The following is a 17,170-nucleotide window of genomic DNA, read 5'->3' as shown; positions in this document are numbered from 1 at the left end:
AATGAAAATAATAATTCGCCTGATAGTGTTATTATGTCTGTCAATACTTACCGCGTGCGGCAATGAAGTAAAGTCAGACATTAATGATTATAAAGCCCAGATGAAAGAAGTTCAATCAGAAGAAAAGAAACTTGTTGATTCCATTGACCGCCTGAAACTTGAAAAAGCTGACCAATTGATTGGCTCTGAGGTCACCGAAACTAAAAAAGAAAAATTAAAGGCAATAGAAGCATCACTCGCAGAAAGAGTCCGACCGCAGCTCTCTATTTACGAAAAAAAGTTAAAGACAGTAGAAGTTAAAACTAAAGAAGTATCTGATGTTCATGATATTTATGTTGAAAACTTCAAGAAAAAGAAGAAATTTATCAATGATATGTATCATTACATTAAATTATACAATCAATCAATAGCTTCCAATGAAGAAATTCTTGGCTATACAAAAGTATTTGAGAAGAATAAAGCTAAGAGTGAGAAATTTGCTGACCGAGCAATCGATAATGACAAAGAACAATCTGACTATAATTCATTGACTGATGTCATCAATGCGAACAGCACAGATTTAAAATCCAAGGTTAAATATTTAATGAGTAGTGCCAGTACAAAAGAAAAGCAGGCCTATATCGATCAATCACTGCTACCGCTCCTAAGATTTCATGTGGAGAAATTGAATCAGACAAATATCAGCTCACCCAATGTTATTCAGATGCGCCAGGCACAGACAGAAATAGACTACAGCCTGATCAATTATTATAAAGAACGTAAAATTGCTATGGGAATTGAAGAGAAATTGCAGCATATGCCCATTCAGAGCATTCTAGAAAATACAAAACAAATTAAATCTATTGATGATAAATATTATGAAGCACTGAAAAAATTAGAAGAGAAGGTATAATCCCTTCTCTTTGTTTAGCGCTTTTGATGACGTGATATATAAAGATTTCTGGCAATGACAGTGAGTATCCATATTCCGAAAGCGACAATGACCAGCCATGAAATCATCGGGTTCTTAGTAAAGTCGATGACAAATAAGCAGACAAAAATCATCAGGCAAAGATTAATTGTATCAAGAAAACTCCAGCGTTTTACAGGTAATGGTGGTGTGTTCAATATTAAATCCTCCTTTTTCATTATTATAACATGTCTAATGATAAACGATTAAGGGTATAAAATTAAAAACATATCATACAAAAACAAATAGGTTATCTATTTGATGAGGTGAAAAGATGGTATTAAAAATTAATAGTGTGGAACAATTCGATAATTTATTAGAGGAGCAGGATAAGTTTTTTCTGATGAAACATTCTACAACCTGTCCGATTTCTTTAAATGCTTTCGACCAGTATAATAATTTTTTATACGAACGTGATATGGACGGGTTTTACCTGACTGTTCAGGAGGCACGCGAGCTTTCTGATTACATTGCTGAACAGACTGGAATCAGACACGAATCTCCACAAGCATTGTATTTTGTTAATAAAAAAGTTGTATGGAATGCAAGTCACAGTCAGATAACAGTACATTCGCTTTCAGCCGCAGAGGAATAACAGATAAAAAGAGTGACTAATAGCCGTGGCTATTAGTTATTTATTTTGGAGGGAATTATGAATATATTAGTGGCAGTTGACCGGTTTGAAGATAAATTAAGCTCAAGAGAAGCGAACAATTATATAGAAGAAGGAATACATAAGGTATTAGAGAACAGTCAAGTTGTTAAAGTCCCTCTGTTTGATGGTTCAAAAGATATGATTGACGGCGTTCTCCAATGGAACCGTGGAAAAAGATTTCAATGGAACGTACTTGGGAGTCAGCTGCAGCAGACGAAAGTGACTGTTGCTGGTATTGACAAAAATTTATATATCGATTGTTCAACGTTGTTTAATAACGCTGGACAATTGCAGGAAACGTCATCGACAGGTCTTGGTCAAGTTATTTTAAATGGACTGGATCTTGGCTACGAGGCATTTACTGTGGCACTGGGCAATTCTACAGTGATGGACGGCGGCATCGGTATGCTGGAACTGCTTGGTGTACGTTTCTTTGATGGAAATGGTGATCAGCTGACAGGACCATTGATAGCAGCAGACATCAAAAGAATTCGGAATATTGATGTGTCTTCTATTGATGATCGGCTCGCTGCATGTGAATTTACAATCATCAGTGACAAGGATTACTATTTATTCGGCAGTCATAGTCATGCAGCGGATATCGTTGCAGATACGGAAGAACTAAAGACAATGGATAATAATATATGGTATTTAAACGAACAGTTCAAGAAAATAAATTTTAATTTGACAAGACCTTCTTATGGCGGTGATGGAGGAGGATTGAGAGCCGTTTTCAGTGAAATTCTTTCAGCAGAGGTGATTACTTCAAAGGAAATGATATTCCGTGACACTAATATAGAACATTTACTGGAAGAAGCAGATATGATTATATTCGGCGGTGGAACGGTGAACGCATCAAAGGGCTCTCTCGTATCGCAGGCGATAATGGATTATGCAGCAGCAGGAAAAAAATATATTTATTTGACAGCTGGTCAGCAACTGCCGAGCGACGATACGAATATTTATCATTTTAATATCTATCCGGAAATGACTGCTGACACACAAGATATTCAAATCGGTATTCAGCTGCAGAATACTGTTATGACATTAATGAGGATGCAAAAATAATCAGAGCTTTGAATATACGTGAGAGAGCTATATTTATATTAAAACAAGGCCTAAAGACATTAAAATGTCTTCAGGCCTTGTTTTTTATGATTTAAGCTTTTGTTTCAAACTTGGAAACGATACCGACAATTGTCTGTACAGATTTCTCAAGGTTATCGATGGACGCATATTCATAAGGACCGTGGAAATTATCGGCACCTGTAAAGATGTTTGGCGTTGGCAGTCCCATATAAGAGAGCTGTGAGCCATCTGTTCCTCCGCGGATTGGTTCAATAATCGGCTCTATACCGAGTTCTTTCATCACTTCCTGTGGAATCTCAGTAAGCTCAGGGTAAGGAGTGATTTTTTCTCCCATATTGAAATACTGATCTGTGATTGACAGTGATACTTTTTCTTCTCCATATTTAGAGGCCATAGTTTTAGCTGTCTGATCCATCAATGCTTTACGAGCAGCGAATTTTTCTTTGTCATGGTCTCTGATGATATAACGCAGGACTGATTCTTCAACAGAGCCCTCCATAGCCATTAGATGATAAAACCCTGCATAATCCTCAGTTTTTTCTGGAACTTCGTCAACAGGCAGTGTGCTGTTAAATTCGATTCCTAACGTCAGCGCATTGATCATTTTATCCTTGGCCGAGCCGGGATGCACATTGACACCATAGAAACGCGCTTCAACTCCCGCAGCATTGAAACTTTCATACTGAAGTTCTCCTAGGCGTCCGCCGTCAATAGTATAGGCAAAGTCAGCACCGAAACGAGCAACATCGAAATGATGTGGTCCACGACCGATTTCTTCGTCTGGTGTAAAGGCGAAGCGGATTTCTCCGTGCTTGATTTCAGGGTGTTGCAGTAAATAGATGACAGCTTCCATAATCGCTGTGATACCTGCTTTGTTATCAGCACCGAGCAATGTTTTACCATCAGTAGTCATCATTGTATGACCTTCGTAATTTTTAAGTTCTGGGAACGTCGTCGTATCAATTACAAGACCACTTTTTAAAGTGATATCTTTACCGTCATAGTTTTCAATGATTTGCGGTGAGACATTTGTGCCTGTGAAATCAGTTGCTGTGTCGACATGCGCAAGCAGACCGATAACCGGTACTTTTTTATCTGTATTAGCCGGAAGTGTCGCCATCAAGTAGCCTTTGTCGTCGATAGATACGTTGAGGTCGAGCGCTTTAATTTCTTCTTCAAGCAGGCGGAGCAGCTCCCATTGTTTTTCTGTTGATGGAGTTGTTTCGCTGAATGCATCTGATTGTGTGTCAATCTTTACATAACGCGATAACCGTTCAATGATTTGTTGTTTCAAGATAATACCCCCTATACATTAATACTTATATTATATCGGATTTCGATATATTTGCACTCTTCTTCTTAACTTGAAATAAGACTGGAAGATAATTTCTACTACAATAAGCGCGAATGCGATGGCACCTGATATCATCATTGCTTCAAAACTTTTCTGAAGCGCGGCTGTGTAGTCATGGATAATCATCAGCTTTGTCGCATCATAGGCGAGTCCTCCCGGAACGAGAGGAATAATTCCGGATACATAGAAAATGATGACAGGGCGCTTGTAATAACGCGCCATTAAATGAGCCATAGCACCGAGACAGAAAGCTCCTAAAAATGAGGCACCTACGCTTGTCATCGTCTGCATTGTAAAATAATAAACTACCCAGCCGACCGCTCCGACGACACCGCATGGAATAAGCAGCCTTTTAGGTGCATTAAAAAGAATGGAGAAAAACAGTGTCGCAAAAAAACTAGTGATAAACTGAAAAGCAACTTGAAAGATCAGTGTTAATATATCGTGAGACATAATGCTACCCCCGCACCTATGGCAAAAGCAGTAAGTCCTGCTTCCACTCCTTTAATGATACCTGCCTGCAGATGTGAAGCCATCAGATCCCGGATGGCATTCGTTATTAATACGCCAGGCACTAGCGGCATGACTCCAGCAATGATTATTTTATTGATGGAATCACCGGCAAATTGAAGAACAAATAAATGAGCAATCGATGCGATAACGATAGCTGCCGCAAACTCAGAGAAAAACTTGATGCGCGTATGCAGCTGTATATATTCACCAATCAGAAACCCGATACTTCCGGCAAGGAAAGCAGGCAGTAAATCAATCACTGTTCCATCAAACATCAACAGAAAAAAGAAACTGACAAGCCCGGCCGACAATGCTTTCAGCCAAAGACTGAACTGAAGATCTGCCTGATCCAGCTGCTGGAGCATTGTTTTGGCATCATCCAATGTAATCGAATTGCTCGCTATTGCTCTTGATATGGCATTTGTTTCAGCTATTTTTTCAAGATCAGTAGTCCGGCTCTCAATTCTCATGAGCCGTGTTTCAGATTTTTCGCTGAACGAGAAGATAATAGCTGTCGGAACGACAAAACTATGAGTATTATCTAGACCATAGTGAGTTGCAATGCGTGTCATTGTGTCTTCAACACGGTATGTTTCTGCGCCGTTCTCAAGCAGTATTTTACCTGCCAGCATGATGACATCTATAATTTTGTTTGTATGATGATCAAGCATTTTAACCTCCTGTATAATAAAAAAAATAACAGAAAGAATGACTTCCCGTTATTTGATAATCGGATTGAACATGACTGTATCCTGTCCATGTTCTTTTGCAGCATAGAGCATGTCATCAGCATCTTTAAAGATTTTACGATGAGATTTCAGTTCTTCTTTCTGAAGATAACCGACACCGATAGAAACAGTCAAAGAAATAGTTTCCTTGTTCGGTAGATGAAAAGTTGTATTTCTTACTCCTTGACGGATACTTTCAGCAAGTTTAATGGCCGAATCAAGCGATACGTCTACAAGTATTACAGAAAATTCTTCGCCACCGTTTCTGAAAGCTTTTGTACCGACCGGAATATAATTATTAAGCACTTGGGCGATTTGCCTTAACACCGCATCACCTGCAACGTGGTCATACTGATCATTGACTTCTTTGAAATCGTCAATGTCGATGAGCAGCAGACTGATAGCCTGATGTTCATAACGGCTTGTCGCATTCAGCTGGCGGTCAAACTCACGGACGTTGCCAAGCCCGGTTAAATAGTCAATAGAATCCTCATTTTCATAGCGCTGTATAAGCTTCGATATGCGCCATATATCAACGAACATCAATCCGCTGCAGATTGTCATGATGAAAGAGACACAGATAACCATAACAAAATACAGTAGTTCATTAGAAATATCGCGGAAAGGCAGACTCAGTAAAATAACAAGCATTGCTATTCCATTCAGCACTTGAATACTAGCAAAGTGGGACATTTTAATGAACGGTCCTATCACACCGACTGAGATGCCTATTCCTATAAGTACTAATGCATCTACCCATGTGCCATGAAAAACAGTAATCTGGAGAACGGCGAGAACGACTGCACTTAATAAGGTGTAGACAGTATTCGTATAACGACCTAAAAACAATAGTGGCACAAAAGCAAGATGGAATGACATATGATGAAATGCTATGGGATAGGACATCAACAGTAAACTAATTAATGTCATAAGCAGAGTGATGTAATTTTTTGAGAAAACAATTTCCTTCTCTTCAAAGAACTGCATGCGGTGGAATAAATAAATGCCGCTTAACGCTACAGCTATATTAAATATGACAGCTTCGATCATAAAACCAACTCCTTTATATTTCTATATGACTGCTGTCCTTGCAACTTGAATTTAGAGATGTTATGAAAAAGAAGACTGGGACAAAAGTCCAGGTTTCTTCGAAAACGATACACGGCGACTCCTGCAGGAAAAGTTTTTGTGTTCTTTTACGAAGAATGACTTTCAATGTTGTCCCAGCCTCCTGGTTACGATGAAATACCTAAGTTGTTCTTCATTCTTGTTTCGATGTCATCTTTAGCTTCATCGCTCGGTATAAAGTACCAGAGACCATCATCACCAATTTCATTAGTACCGTTCAATGAAAGCTTTTCAATCGAGCCAAGCGCAGGAGCATAGTATTTGCGGAATTTATTTACGTCCTGGAATGCGACGTTCGTTGTGACACTATGACTGATTGTTTTTAAAACTTCATTGAAATAGGGGACGGATTCAATGCTCAGCAGTTTCTTTGTAATAGCGTTGAGGATGACTTGCTGTCTGACCTGGCGTCCTTCATCACCCATCGCCCCTGTTTCTTTACGACTTCTAGCGAATGCCAGCGCTTCTTTACCGTTCATCCGGTAAGTTTCTCCGGCAGCATAATGATACTTATCATAAGTAAATGTATGGGGGCTGACAACATTGATACCCCCGATATTATCGATGATGAAGACAAAATCATCCATATCTACACTTGCATAATAATCGATCGGCATATTGAAGTACTTTTCAAGAGTATCTATCGCCATTTTAGGACCACCGTATGCATAAGCATGATTAATCTTTTCAGTTGTTCCGTGTCCGACGATTTCAGCCTGGGTATCACGTGGTACACTCAGCAATGTCATTTTTTGGTTCTGAGGATTTAATGTCGCTAGAATAATGGTGTCTGAACGTCTGCCTTCCTGACGCATGGCACGACCTTCATCTGAATCAAGTCCGAATAAAACCATTGAAACCGGCTGACCCGTATTTAAGTTAAGATCGGTAGGACGCATAGCAGATGATGTCCTTGAGTATTTAGGGTCCTGCATTGAATCTGCAGTATTTTTAAACTGAAAAAAGATATATACAAAGAGCATGGCTACTGCAAGTAATGTCGTCATGAAGAGTACAAGTAAAATTGTGCCGAGCTGGCGATAGGTTTTTTTTCTTGCCCGCGTACTCATGATAAACCCTCATTTCTACAATCAAATAATGATATTTGTATTAACCGTATTATTATGTATCAAATACCGTTTTTCGTCAATCTGCCGCAGTGTCCTATGCACAAAAATAATATCTAAATAGATATTATTATGCTATATTAAATAAGAATTTGAACCTTGGGGTGGCCTATGTTTACATTACAATTAATTCTCTTAACGGCTGTTATCTCATTTATAATAACACCGCTTATCATCAGGATTTCTCCCGCTCTTGGAGCACTTGATAAACCTAATATACGTAAAGTCCATACAGTTCCAGTGTCAATGCTCGGTGGAGTAGTCTTACTGATTTCCTTTTTAATAGGACTCGTCATCGGCCATCCAGTTGAACGAGAATTTATACCGATTGTCATAGGAGCAATTTTAATCAATCTGCTCGGAATCATTGATGATCTCTATGATTTACGACCTATCGTCAAGCTAATTGGTCAGATTGCAATCAGTTCTATCGTCGTTTACCATGGAATTACGCTTGATCTCATCACATTGCCGTTTGGTTTTATCATTGAGTTTGGCATTTTAAGTATACCAGTGACGATTATCTGGATTGTTGCTGTAACGAATGCTATTAACCTTATTGATGGATTAGATGGTCTGGCTGCCGGTGTATCGCTTATTGCATTATGTACGATTGGCTTTATTTCGATACTGCAGCAGAACATTTTTATAATGATGATCTGCAGTGTTCTGATTGGGTCACTGATAGGCTTTATTCGTTATAATTTCTATCCCGCAAAAATTTTTCTTGGCGATAATGGTGCGTTGATGCTCGGCTATATTATCGGTGTTCTTAGTCTGCTGGGGTTTAAAAATATCACTTTGATTTCGTTGTTTTTCCCAATCATTATACTGGCGGTGCCGTTCATTGACATGCTTGTAGCGATGATCAGACGTTACCGCCAGGGAAAACCTATTATGCAGGCGGATAAATCGCATCTGCATCATAAGCTGCTGGAGCTTGGATACACGCATCCTCAGACGGTTATTCTTATTTATTCTATCGCCATATTGTTCAGTATTGCTTCAATCATCCTCTATTTATCGACCAACTGGGGGTCAGTGCTGATAGGAGTGATGATATTGATCACTATTGAAATGATTGTTGAACTTACAGGTTTGGTCGATGAAGATTATCGCCCACTGTTGAATATTTATTCTAGAATTTTCAGGAAGTCATCATAACTCAAAGGGAAGCATTAATGATGCTTCTTTTTTTATTTCTGCCTGACCATTTGTCTGATTGCTGACGAATACTTGAAATGCTTCTGCTTGGTCAGCAATGACATGTACTGTATAAATCACTTTATCTGTATAAGACTGATCAATGACTTTATAAGAAGTCTGCTCAATATGATGCTCAAATTTTCCAGTCTGTTCATAATTTACAGTGACAAGATAGCGTTCGGCAAGCTGCATGCTGACTTTACCTGACTGTTTGATTGCTTCAGAGACACTCGATTGATAAGCGCGAATTAATCCACCTGTACCCAGCTTGACACCGCCGAAATAACGGATAACAATGGCAATCACATTATGAATATTTTCTTTCTTCAATGTTTCCAGCATTGGGATACCTGCAGTTCCTGACGGTTCCCCGTCATCATTTGCTTTTTGAATTTGATGTTCGGAACCGATTGTATATGCAGAACAGTGATGATTGGCGCTCTTGTGCTGTGTTTTAATCTGCGAAAGATATTCTTTTGCTTCTTCTTCTGAGAAGACCGGATATAACACAGTGATAAACCGTGATTTATTGATGATCTGTTCATATTCTAATTCATTTTTAATCGTAATATAGTTCTCAGACATATTAATCATTCCTTTAGTCAGCTTGTCATTATCAGTATAGTCAATGCCTTTTAATGATACAATGATCAGCACTTTATTTTTTATGGCAACGTGGTATTATGGAAATGTGGGGAAGGTAAGGAGGAATGGCATGAGCATTGCAATTGTTACAGATTCTACGGCATATTTGCCTGAACAGCTTGCAGTAGAGAAAGGCATTCATATCATATCGCTCAGTGTATTATTTGATGATGTACCTTATCGTGAGATTAAAGAAATCTCAAGCGTCGAATTTTATCAACGGATGAAAACTGAGAAAGAACTTCCGACGACCAGCCAGCCTGCAATCGGAGATTATGTTAAGCTGCTGCAGCGGTTGCTGGCTCAAGGAATTACGGATGTCATCGCTGTTCATTTATCAAGCGGCATCAGTGGTACCTACCAGGGAGCGATTGCAGCTGGGATGATGGTTGAAGGCATTAATGTTCATGCATTTGATTCAGAAATTTCATGTACGCCGCAAGGTTTTTTTGCGCTGCGCGCGAGTGAAATGAAGAATAATCATTCAGTGGAAGAAATCATGATAGAACTTGCAGCGATGAAAGAGGAGACGACTGCTTATTTTCTTGTAGACGATTTAAGAAATCTTCAAAAAGGTGGACGATTGAGCAGTGCTCAAGTCATTATCGGCAGTATGCTGCAGGTAAAGCCTATTTTGAAGTTCAAGGATACTAAAATTATACCGTTTGAGAAAGTCCGTACGAAGAAGAAAGCCATGAATGAAATTGAAATGTTGATCGAAGAATTTATCGGTGATGCTGAAGAAGTGACAGCTTGTATTATTCACGCAAATGATGAACAGACTGCACGTGTCTGGCTTACGAAGCTTGAAGCTGAACATCCTGAAATTAAATGGATCTTAACTGAATTCGGTCCGGTGATTGGTACGCACTTAGGAGAAAAAGCATTAGGGTTCGGCGTTACAAAGCGACGTCTGAACTTTTAATGGAATCATCTGTTTTATTTAAATTTTATATGACAGACAGCACACTTTATTAAGTGTGCTGTTTTTTTATGGGAGGACATGATGAGTTTATTTGAAACAGGAATTGATGGAGTGAAAGGTGTAGTTATAGATAAGGGTTTTAAATGCACAATCTGCCAAAATGAAAATCAGCAGCTGTTCCATACTTATTACAGTCATCACTTTAAACAAGAGATTACTTATTGCAGAAACTGCATTATGATGACATGGTCGACAACAGAAACCTATTATCAATTGACAGAAATACCGTCTCTTCCAGAGAATCTGGAGTGTCATCTTGACTTTGAACTGACTGAGCAGCAGCAATATGCATCTGAAATGATTGATGAAGCGGTCAAGACAGGAGGAAAACGACTGCTTCATGCAGTAACAGGTGCAGGTAAAACAGAGATGATTTTAAAGGGCATTCAGAGCGCTCGGTCAATAGGAATGAACGTAGCACTTGTCTCACCAAGGGTCGATGTAGTTAAAGAACTGTATTTGAGAATGACAAGCTACTTTACTGCTGACATTGATGTCTTATACGAAGGACATCCGTTGACGTATAACAGTACTTTTGTCATCTGTACCGTTCAACAGCTCTATCGTTACTTTCATCATTTCAGTCTGATTGTCGTGGACGAAGTGGATGCCTTCCCTTTACCGATGGATGACCGATTGATGAGTTGTATTCATAGAGCGGCCACGCCGGTTTCAACAATCATCTATTTGACTGCGACACCACCGAAGCGTTTAATTCAGCAATTTAATCCTCATGACATTATTACATTGCCGGCCCGCTATCATGGACGACCGCTGCCAGTCCCTTCCTTTAAGTATTTGTCTATCAAAACAGTGTTGAAAGGTGGGCTATCTGCGCGTCTCCAACAGAGGACAAAAGGTACACTGCTCCTATTCTTTAATAATATCCGGGAAATGGAGACAGCCGGTGAAGTCTATAAAAATTTTAACCCTGTGACAGTATATGCTGATGACGCCCTTAGACATGAAAAAGTGGACCAGATCAGAGCAGGTCATCACTTGATCGTTTTTACAACATCAATCCTTGAACGCGGATTTACGAAGGCTGGACTTGATGTCTGGGTCATTGATGCAGGGAGCTTCACCAGTGAATGTCTGATACAGATGGCCGGCAGGGTTGACCGTAAGCGTGATCCTTATAAGGGAGAAGTGGTATTCTTTCATAATGGTGTTTCTTCAAGTATGCAAAAAGCAGTGAAAGAAATACAGCGGATGAATCATGCAGCTGTCAGCCTGGGGTGGATCAAGTGATATGTCTCATCTGCCTTAAAGAATATATAGAAGAATTGTCATTTAGAACATATTTTTCGCAAGAACCTATCATGTGCGATGACTGCAGCAGAAAATTCAACTATGAACAGGTAAGACGGTGCAGTCATTGCAATAAGAAATTACTTCCCGATGAAGAGAGCTGTATTGACTGCCTGTTTATGAAAGAGCTTTTTTTGCCGCTTGACGATATAATCTGTCTATATGATTATGATGACTGGACCAGGCAGCTGATTTATAAATATAAATTCAGAAAAGACATCGTACTTGCTGAAGTTTTCGCCCGATTCTTCAAACCGCATATCAAAAGATTGGATTATGATATGGTCATTCCTCTTCCATCGAGCAGTGAGAAGATTCATGAAAGAGGATTTGACCATATGGCTGAAGTAGTCAAGAGAACAGGAATAACGTTTCAAACGCCACTTAAGACGAAACATCGGGCAAAACAGGCTGGTCTGACAAAGGTAGAGCGGTTGAAAGACAGCAATCCTTTCTATATAGAAGGGGAGATAGCAAAACGCGTACTTCTCATTGATGATATATATACGACTGGACTTACAGTACACCGGGCTGCAGAAGTTCTCAGAAATGAAAATGTCACAGAAGTAAAGGTGTTAACATTTGCAAGAGTCTGAATATTTGGTAAAATAAAAGCAGGAAGAAACATCATAGAAATTGGTTTCAGAAGGAGCGATGCAATATGTTCAGATATGAGATTCACGGTGATAATATTACTGTGACAGATGCTATCCGCAATTATATTGAAGAGAAATTGAGTAAGCTTGAGCGTTACTTTACAGAGGTGCCTGATGCGAATGCCCATGTAAAGATTAAGACTTACCAAGATTCTAAAGCAAAAGTCGAAGTGACCATTCCATTAAAAAATCTGACATTACGTGCGGAAGAGAGACATGCAGACCTATATGCTGCAGTTGATCTGATTGTAGAAAAACTTGAAAGACAAGTGCGTAAGCATAAAACAAAAGTAAATCGCAAGTTCCGTGAAAAAGGTGTAGAAAAAGATGTCTTTCCAAGTCTGCCTGATACAGACCTTGTTGAGGAAGACGGTAATGATGATATTGAGATTATCCGTTCCAAGCAGTTCGATCTTAAACCGATGGATTCAGAAGAGGCGGTACTGCAGATGAACATGCTCGGACATGATTTCTTTATCTTCAACGATGCAGAAACTAATGGTACTAACATCGTATACCGTCGTAATGATGGTAAGTATGGATTGATTGAGACATCAACAGAAGTGTGAAATGAGATTTACCTCACAACATTGTGAGGTTTTTTTGTTGTCTGAGCAGTGGAACAGCTGCATACCGCGCTGCTTACCTCAGTAAATTGTTATGAAAACTGAAATCATGTTTTTAAATATTTTTATATGCAGGCAATAAATGATATTATTAGAAGTTGTAGACGATAGTTTTTCGTAATTAAAGGAGAGAACAGCATGGGATTTATTAAGAAGATGTTTGACGGTTCTAAACGCGATGTAAAATCTTTATCCAAGACTGCAGATCAGGTTGAATCCTATAAAGAACAAATGGCAGCAATGTCAGATGAAGAACTTAGAAGTATGACAGTCAAATATCAAAATGACTTAAAAGGAATCACAGATTATAAAGAGCAGGAAAAATATCTCGATCAGATTTTACCGGAAGCATTTGCGCTTGTTCGTGAAGCTGCACTACGTGTATTAAGTCTTTTTCCGCATCCTGTGCAGATTATGGGTGGAACGGTCATTCACCGCGGTGACATTGCTGAAATGAAAACCGGGGAAGGTAAAACATTGACTGCGACAATGCCTGTCTATTTAAATGCATTAACTGGACGCGGTGTACACGTCGTCACAGTCAATGAATATTTATCAAGTACTCAAGCGGAAGAAATGGGGCAGTTATACAACTTCCTAGGTCTATCCGTCGGCGTCAATTTAAACAGCAAATCAACACAGGAAAAACGTGATGCCTACAGCTGCGACATCACTTACAGCACTAACAATGAACTTGGGTTCGATTACTTGAGAGATAATATGGTGACATATTCTGAAGAGCGCGTCATGCGCCCGCTCAACTTCGCTATTATCGATGAGGTCGATTCTATTCTGATCGATGAAGCACGTACGCCGCTGATTATCTCCGGACAGGCTGAAAAGTCAACTGGTCTCTATGTTCAGGCAAATGTTTTTGTCAAGATGCTGAAAGATGAAGTCGATTACAATTACGACGAGAAGACAAAAGGCATTCAACTGACTGAAACAGGAATTGATAAAGCTGAGAAGATGTTTAAGGTCGAAAACTTATATGATGTAAAAAATGTCACATTGATGCATCATATTAACATTGCATTAAAGGCACACCGCTCAATGCTGAATAACGTGGATTACGTCGTTCAGGACGGTGAAATCGTCATCGTCGATCAGTTCACCGGTCGTACGATGCCAGGTCGTCGTTTCTCTGACGGTGTTCACCAGGCGATTGAAGCAAAAGAAGGCGTTGAGATTCAAAATGAATCTAAGACAATGGCTTCTATAACGTTCCAGAATTTTTTCCGTATGTATAACAAACTGTCAGGTATGACAGGTACGGCAAAAACCGAAGAAGAAGAGTTCGTCAGCATTTATAATATGGTTGTTACTCAGATTCCGACGAACAAACCAGTGGCAAGGCTCGACAATGCTGATTTAATCTTTGCGTCAGAAAAAGGCAAACTTGCTGCGGTTGTCGAAGAAGTGATTTCACGGCATAAAGTGGGTCAGCCCGTACTGCTCGGTACTGTTGCCGTTGAAACAAGTGAATATATTTCAGGCTTACTCAAAAAGCGTGGCATTCGACATAATGTACTGAATGCTAAAAACCATGAACGTGAAGCAGAGATTGTAGCGAATGCAGGACAGCGCGGAGCAGTCACTATCGCGACAAACATGGCTGGACGAGGAACAGATATCAAGCTTGGCGACGGTGTAGTTGAACTTGGTGGCCTTGCTGTCATCGGTACTGAGCGTCATGAATCACGACGAATCGACGATCAGCTCCGTGGTCGTTCCGGACGTCAAGGAGACCCTGGTTTCAGTCGGTTCTATTTATCACTGCAGGATGAATTAATGGTGCGATTCGGTTCAGAAAGAATGCAGACGATGATGTCGCGTCTTGGTATGAATGACGAAGCACCAATAGAATCAAAAATGGTGTCACGTGCTGTGGAATCTGCTCAAAAACGAGTGGAAGGGAATAACTATGACAGCCGTAAACGAGTTCTTGAATATGATGATGTGCTGCGTAAACAGCGTGAAATCATCTATAAGGAACGTAATGACATTCTTGAACAGGAAGACTGCTCTGAACAAGTCCGCTCTATGATTGAGGAATCCGTACGACGTGCAGTCAACGGCCATTTCATTCTCGATGAAGATGAGCATGAGTATAAGGCATTCATTAATTTTGTTGAAGATATGTATATTTCTGAAGGAGAATTAAAAGAAGAAGAAATCGCCCGCCGGGATAAAGATGATATTTTCAAGGTGGTAATGAATCATATCGATCAACAGTATGCTTCTCAGGAAGAGATGCTCGGTGAACAGATGCGTGAATTTGAACGCATGATTCTATTACGTACTATCGATATGAAGTGGACTGACCACATCGATACGATGGATCAGCTCCGTACAGGAATTCACCTGCGGTCATATGGACAGATCAACCCGCTGCGTGAATATCAGAATGAAGGTTTAAGTATGTTTGAAGGTATGCTTGAAGATATTGAAGATGATGTATCTAAATATATCTTGAAGTCAGTTATCGACAAAGACGAGCAGGTAGAGCGTGAGCAGGTGGCTAAAGGCGAAGCGATGCTTGCGAATGACGGCAAAGAGAAGGTTAAAAAACAACCGAAACAAAGCGAGCCGGAAATCGGCAGAAATGACCCGTGTCCTTGTGGCAGCGGGAAAAAATATAAAAATTGTCACGGTAGAGAGTAGGAACAGCTATGGAACCATTTGAAATAAAAAACAGATTAGCAGAATTAGAAGAGAAATTACAATCATTCAGGGGGTCTCTTTGACTTAGAAGAAAAAGAGACAAATATTCAGGAATTTGATGAGATGATGGCTGATCCTGACTTCTGGAATGACTCGAGCAAAGCTCAGGACATTATCAATCAAAGTAATGCCTTGAAGGAAGTAGTGGGCGGATATCGCAGGCTGACTGAGGAGAAAGAAAATGTTGAAGTGATGGTCGAGATGGTCAAAGAAGAACCAGACGACGATATGGAACAAGAAATCAGTGAGCAGCTGATTGCACTTAAAGAATCAGTCGATCAGTTTGAACTGAAGCTGCTGCTGAATGGTGAACATGATGCGAACAATGCGATTCTTGAACTTCATCCCGGCGCAGGTGGTACAGAGTCACAGGACTGGGGAGCGATGCTGCTCCGCATGTATCAGCGTTTCAGTGAGAAACAAGGATTCAAAGTAGAGACAGTGGACTACCTGCTTGGCGACGAAGCAGGAATTAAAAGTGTGACGTTATTGATTAAGGGACATAATGCCTATGGCTATCTAAAGGCAGAAAAGGGCGTACACCGCTTAGTCCGTATTTCGCCATTTGATTCTTCAGGGCGGCGACATACATCATTTGCGTCATGTGAAGTGACACCGGAGTTTGATAACGATAATATCGAGATTGAAATCAACACTGAAGATTTGAATATCGATACGTATCGTGCCAGTGGTGCAGGTGGTCAGCATATCAACACGACCGATTCTGCTGTCCGCATCACACATAAACCAACAGGTGTTGTCGTCACGTGTCAAAATGAACGGTCACAGATTAAAAACCGTGAACAGGCGATGAAGATGCTGAAGGCGAAGCTCTATCAACGTAAAATTGAAGAGCAGGAAGCAGAAATGCTTGCCATACGAGGAGAGCAGAAGGAAATTGGCTGGGGCTCTCAAATACGTTCATATGTCTTCCACCCATATTCGATGGTCAAAGATCACCGGACGAATGCCGAAACAGGAAATACAAGTGCAGTCATGGACGGAGATATATCATTGTTTATTGATGCCTATTTAAAAAGTCAAATTTAATAATGATGAACCATGTCGTTTAATCGGCATGGTTCTTTGGTATAACTATACAAAGGGGGAGTTACTTTGAAAAAACAATTATCTGCACTTCTTTTCAGTTCGGCATTATTATTAGCCGCATGTGGCGGAGAGCAGTCTAAACAGACAGAGAATACCTCATCAGCTGATCCAGGTAAAACAGCATTTCAGCAGAATACTTGTGTGGGTTGCCATGGCAAAGACATGGAAGGAGCAAGCGGCCCTAACTTACAGAAAATCGGCAGCAAATATTCAAAAGAACAAATTCTTAATATTATAAAAAACGGTAAAGGGGCTATGCCAAAAGGGCAGGCGGAAGGTAAGGAAGCAGAACAGATTGCTGACTATCTCGCTAAGCAGAAGTAAGTTGTTTTCTGAAAATAGAGAAATTTTAAATGTATTGACA

General features: G+C 40.0%; 18 protein-coding genes. 11 read left to right on the top strand and 7 right to left on the bottom strand.

The window, feature by feature from the left end; genetic code table 11:
- Nucleotide 1: 1 nt before the first annotated feature.
- Entirely contained in the window at nt 2–892 is an 891-nt protein-coding gene (locus tag ERX29_RS03145; RefSeq protein ID WP_133443230.1) for an EMYY motif lipoprotein, read from the top strand.
- A 14-nt stretch (nt 893–906) separates the two neighbouring features.
- On the opposite strand, the gene ERX29_RS03140 is transcribed toward ERX29_RS03145, so the two are convergent.
- Complete coding sequence (locus ERX29_RS03140; RefSeq protein ID WP_133443229.1) at nt 907–1,107, bottom strand: hypothetical protein; 201 nt, start codon at nt 1,105–1,107, stop codon at nt 907–909.
- Nucleotides 1,108–1,223: 116 nt separating this feature from the next.
- Here ERX29_RS03140 and ytxJ point away from each other — a divergent pair, with 116 nt between their 5' ends.
- On the top strand, nt 1,224–1,544 hold the full coding sequence (gene ytxJ / locus ERX29_RS03135; protein ID WP_133443228.1) for a bacillithiol system redox-active protein YtxJ: 321 nt from the start codon (nt 1,224–1,226) through the stop codon (nt 1,542–1,544).
- 57 nt (nt 1,545–1,601) lie between these two features.
- Complete coding sequence (locus tag ERX29_RS03130; RefSeq protein WP_133443227.1) at nt 1,602–2,672, top strand: glycerate kinase; 1,071 nt, start codon at nt 1,602–1,604, stop codon at nt 2,670–2,672.
- A 91-nt stretch (nt 2,673–2,763) separates the two neighbouring features.
- Here ERX29_RS03130 and pepT read toward each other — a convergent pair whose 3' ends face one another.
- The 5 genes from pepT to ERX29_RS03105 form a co-directional block, all read right to left on the bottom strand.
- Nucleotides 2,764–3,987, bottom strand: a complete 1,224-nt coding sequence (gene pepT / locus ERX29_RS03125) for a peptidase T (protein WP_133443226.1) — start codon at nt 3,985–3,987, stop codon at nt 2,764–2,766.
- 30 nt (nt 3,988–4,017) lie between these two features.
- Entirely contained in the window at nt 4,018–4,500 is a 483-nt protein-coding gene (locus ERX29_RS03120) for a threonine/serine exporter family protein (RefSeq protein ID WP_133443225.1), read from the bottom strand.
- Nucleotides 4,482–5,249: a threonine/serine exporter family protein gene (locus ERX29_RS03115; RefSeq protein WP_165981047.1), complete on the bottom strand. Its 768-nt coding sequence runs from the start codon at nt 5,247–5,249 to the stop codon at nt 4,482–4,484. Before ERX29_RS03115 ends, ERX29_RS03120 begins: the two co-directional genes overlap by 19 nt.
- A gap of 30 nt (nt 5,250–5,279) precedes the next feature.
- Nucleotides 5,280–6,338, bottom strand: a complete 1,059-nt coding sequence (gene gdpS / locus ERX29_RS03110; RefSeq protein WP_133443223.1) for a GGDEF domain-containing protein GdpS — start codon at nt 6,336–6,338, stop codon at nt 5,280–5,282.
- A 185-nt stretch (nt 6,339–6,523) separates the two neighbouring features.
- Nucleotides 6,524–7,486: an LCP family glycopolymer transferase gene (locus tag ERX29_RS03105; protein ID WP_133443222.1), complete on the bottom strand. Its 963-nt coding sequence runs from the start codon at nt 7,484–7,486 to the stop codon at nt 6,524–6,526.
- Between the two features lie 168 nt (nt 7,487–7,654).
- Here ERX29_RS03105 and ERX29_RS03100 point away from each other — a divergent pair, with 168 nt between their 5' ends.
- Nucleotides 7,655–8,707 carry a glycosyltransferase family 4 protein gene (locus tag ERX29_RS03100; protein ID WP_133443221.1) on the top strand — a complete coding sequence of 351 codons (1,053 nt, stop codon included), beginning with the start codon at nt 7,655–7,657 and terminating at the stop codon, nt 8,705–8,707.
- Here the strand turns inward: ERX29_RS03100 and ERX29_RS03095 are convergent.
- Nucleotides 8,702–9,334: a YigZ family protein gene (locus ERX29_RS03095; RefSeq protein ID WP_133443249.1), complete on the bottom strand. Its 633-nt coding sequence runs from the start codon at nt 9,332–9,334 to the stop codon at nt 8,702–8,704. The two genes, ERX29_RS03100 and ERX29_RS03095, sit on opposite strands and share 6 nt — an antisense overlap.
- A 130-nt stretch (nt 9,335–9,464) precedes the next feature.
- Here ERX29_RS03095 and ERX29_RS03090 point away from each other — a divergent pair, with 130 nt between their 5' ends.
- From ERX29_RS03090 to cccB, 7 genes are all read left to right on the top strand, one after another.
- Nucleotides 9,465–10,319, top strand: coding sequence for a DegV family protein (locus tag ERX29_RS03090; protein ID WP_133443220.1), 855 nt, complete (start codon nt 9,465–9,467; stop codon nt 10,317–10,319).
- Nucleotides 10,320–10,400: 81 nt separating this feature from the next.
- Nucleotides 10,401–11,630 carry a DEAD/DEAH box helicase family protein gene (locus ERX29_RS03085; protein WP_165981044.1) on the top strand — a complete coding sequence of 410 codons (1,230 nt, stop codon included), beginning with the start codon at nt 10,401–10,403 and terminating at the stop codon, nt 11,628–11,630.
- A gap of 179 nt (nt 11,631–11,809) precedes the next feature.
- Complete coding sequence (locus tag ERX29_RS03080; protein ID WP_165981043.1) at nt 11,810–12,286, top strand: ComF family protein; 477 nt, start codon at nt 11,810–11,812, stop codon at nt 12,284–12,286.
- Nucleotides 12,287–12,351: 65 nt separating this feature from the next.
- Nucleotides 12,352–12,915 (top strand): ribosome hibernation-promoting factor, HPF/YfiA family, encoded by a 564-nt coding sequence (gene hpf / locus ERX29_RS03075; protein ID WP_133443217.1) that lies wholly within the window; start codon nt 12,352–12,354, stop codon nt 12,913–12,915.
- A gap of 195 nt (nt 12,916–13,110) precedes the next feature.
- Nucleotides 13,111–15,636, top strand: a complete 2,526-nt coding sequence (gene secA / locus ERX29_RS03070; protein ID WP_133443216.1) for a preprotein translocase subunit SecA — start codon at nt 13,111–13,113, stop codon at nt 15,634–15,636.
- 8 nt (nt 15,637–15,644) lie between these two features.
- Nucleotides 15,645–16,746, top strand: a protein-coding gene (prfB, locus tag ERX29_RS03065) for a peptide chain release factor 2 (RefSeq protein WP_243719953.1) whose coding sequence is annotated in 2 segments (ribosomal slippage) — nt 15,645–15,707 and nt 15,709–16,746 — 1,101 coding nt in all. Because the reading frame shifts where the segments join, the coding sequence is not laid out codon by codon here.
- Between the two features lie 66 nt (nt 16,747–16,812).
- Nucleotides 16,813–17,130 (top strand): cytochrome c551, encoded by a 318-nt coding sequence (gene cccB, locus ERX29_RS03060; protein ID WP_133443214.1) that lies wholly within the window; start codon nt 16,813–16,815, stop codon nt 17,128–17,130.
- Nucleotides 17,131–17,170 lie beyond the last annotated feature (40 nt).

Source organism: Macrococcus lamae (assembly GCF_004359545.1).
GTDB classification, from domain to species: Bacteria; Bacillota; Bacilli; order Staphylococcales; family Staphylococcaceae; genus Macrococcus; species Macrococcus lamae.
The sequence above is the reverse complement of the archived record's forward strand: the minus strand, read 5'-3'. Positions and strand labels throughout refer to the sequence as shown.

What these genes read in the sequence shown, in the direction of transcription:
- ERX29_RS03145 (WP_133443230.1), top strand. Translation starts at nt 2, where the DNA reads ATGAAAATAATAATTCGCCTGATAGTGTTATTATGTCTGTCAATACTT.
- ytxJ (WP_133443228.1), top strand. Translation starts at nt 1,224, where the DNA reads ATGGTATTAAAAATTAATAGTGTGGAACAATTCGATAATTTATTAGAG.
- ERX29_RS03130 (WP_133443227.1), top strand. Translation starts at nt 1,602, where the DNA reads ATGAATATATTAGTGGCAGTTGACCGGTTTGAAGATAAATTAAGCTCA.
- ERX29_RS03120 (WP_133443225.1), bottom strand. Translation starts at nt 4,500, where the DNA reads ATGTCTCACGATATATTAACACTGATCTTTCAAGTTGCTTTTCAGTTT.
- gdpS (WP_133443223.1), bottom strand. Translation starts at nt 6,338, where the DNA reads ATGATCGAAGCTGTCATATTTAATATAGCTGTAGCGTTAAGCGGCATT.
- ERX29_RS03105 (WP_133443222.1), bottom strand. Translation starts at nt 7,486, where the DNA reads ATGAGTACGCGGGCAAGAAAAAAAACCTATCGCCAGCTCGGCACAATT.
- ERX29_RS03100 (WP_133443221.1), top strand. Translation starts at nt 7,655, where the DNA reads ATGTTTACATTACAATTAATTCTCTTAACGGCTGTTATCTCATTTATA.
- ERX29_RS03095 (WP_133443249.1), bottom strand. Translation starts at nt 9,334, where the DNA reads ATGTCTGAGAACTATATTACGATTAAAAATGAATTAGAATATGAACAG.
- ERX29_RS03090 (WP_133443220.1), top strand. Translation starts at nt 9,465, where the DNA reads ATGAGCATTGCAATTGTTACAGATTCTACGGCATATTTGCCTGAACAG.
- ERX29_RS03085 (WP_165981044.1), top strand. Translation starts at nt 10,401, where the DNA reads ATGAGTTTATTTGAAACAGGAATTGATGGAGTGAAAGGTGTAGTTATA.
- ERX29_RS03080 (WP_165981043.1), top strand. Translation starts at nt 11,810, where the DNA reads ATGAAAGAGCTTTTTTTGCCGCTTGACGATATAATCTGTCTATATGAT.
- hpf (WP_133443217.1), top strand. Translation starts at nt 12,352, where the DNA reads ATGTTCAGATATGAGATTCACGGTGATAATATTACTGTGACAGATGCT.
- secA (WP_133443216.1), top strand. Translation starts at nt 13,111, where the DNA reads ATGGGATTTATTAAGAAGATGTTTGACGGTTCTAAACGCGATGTAAAA.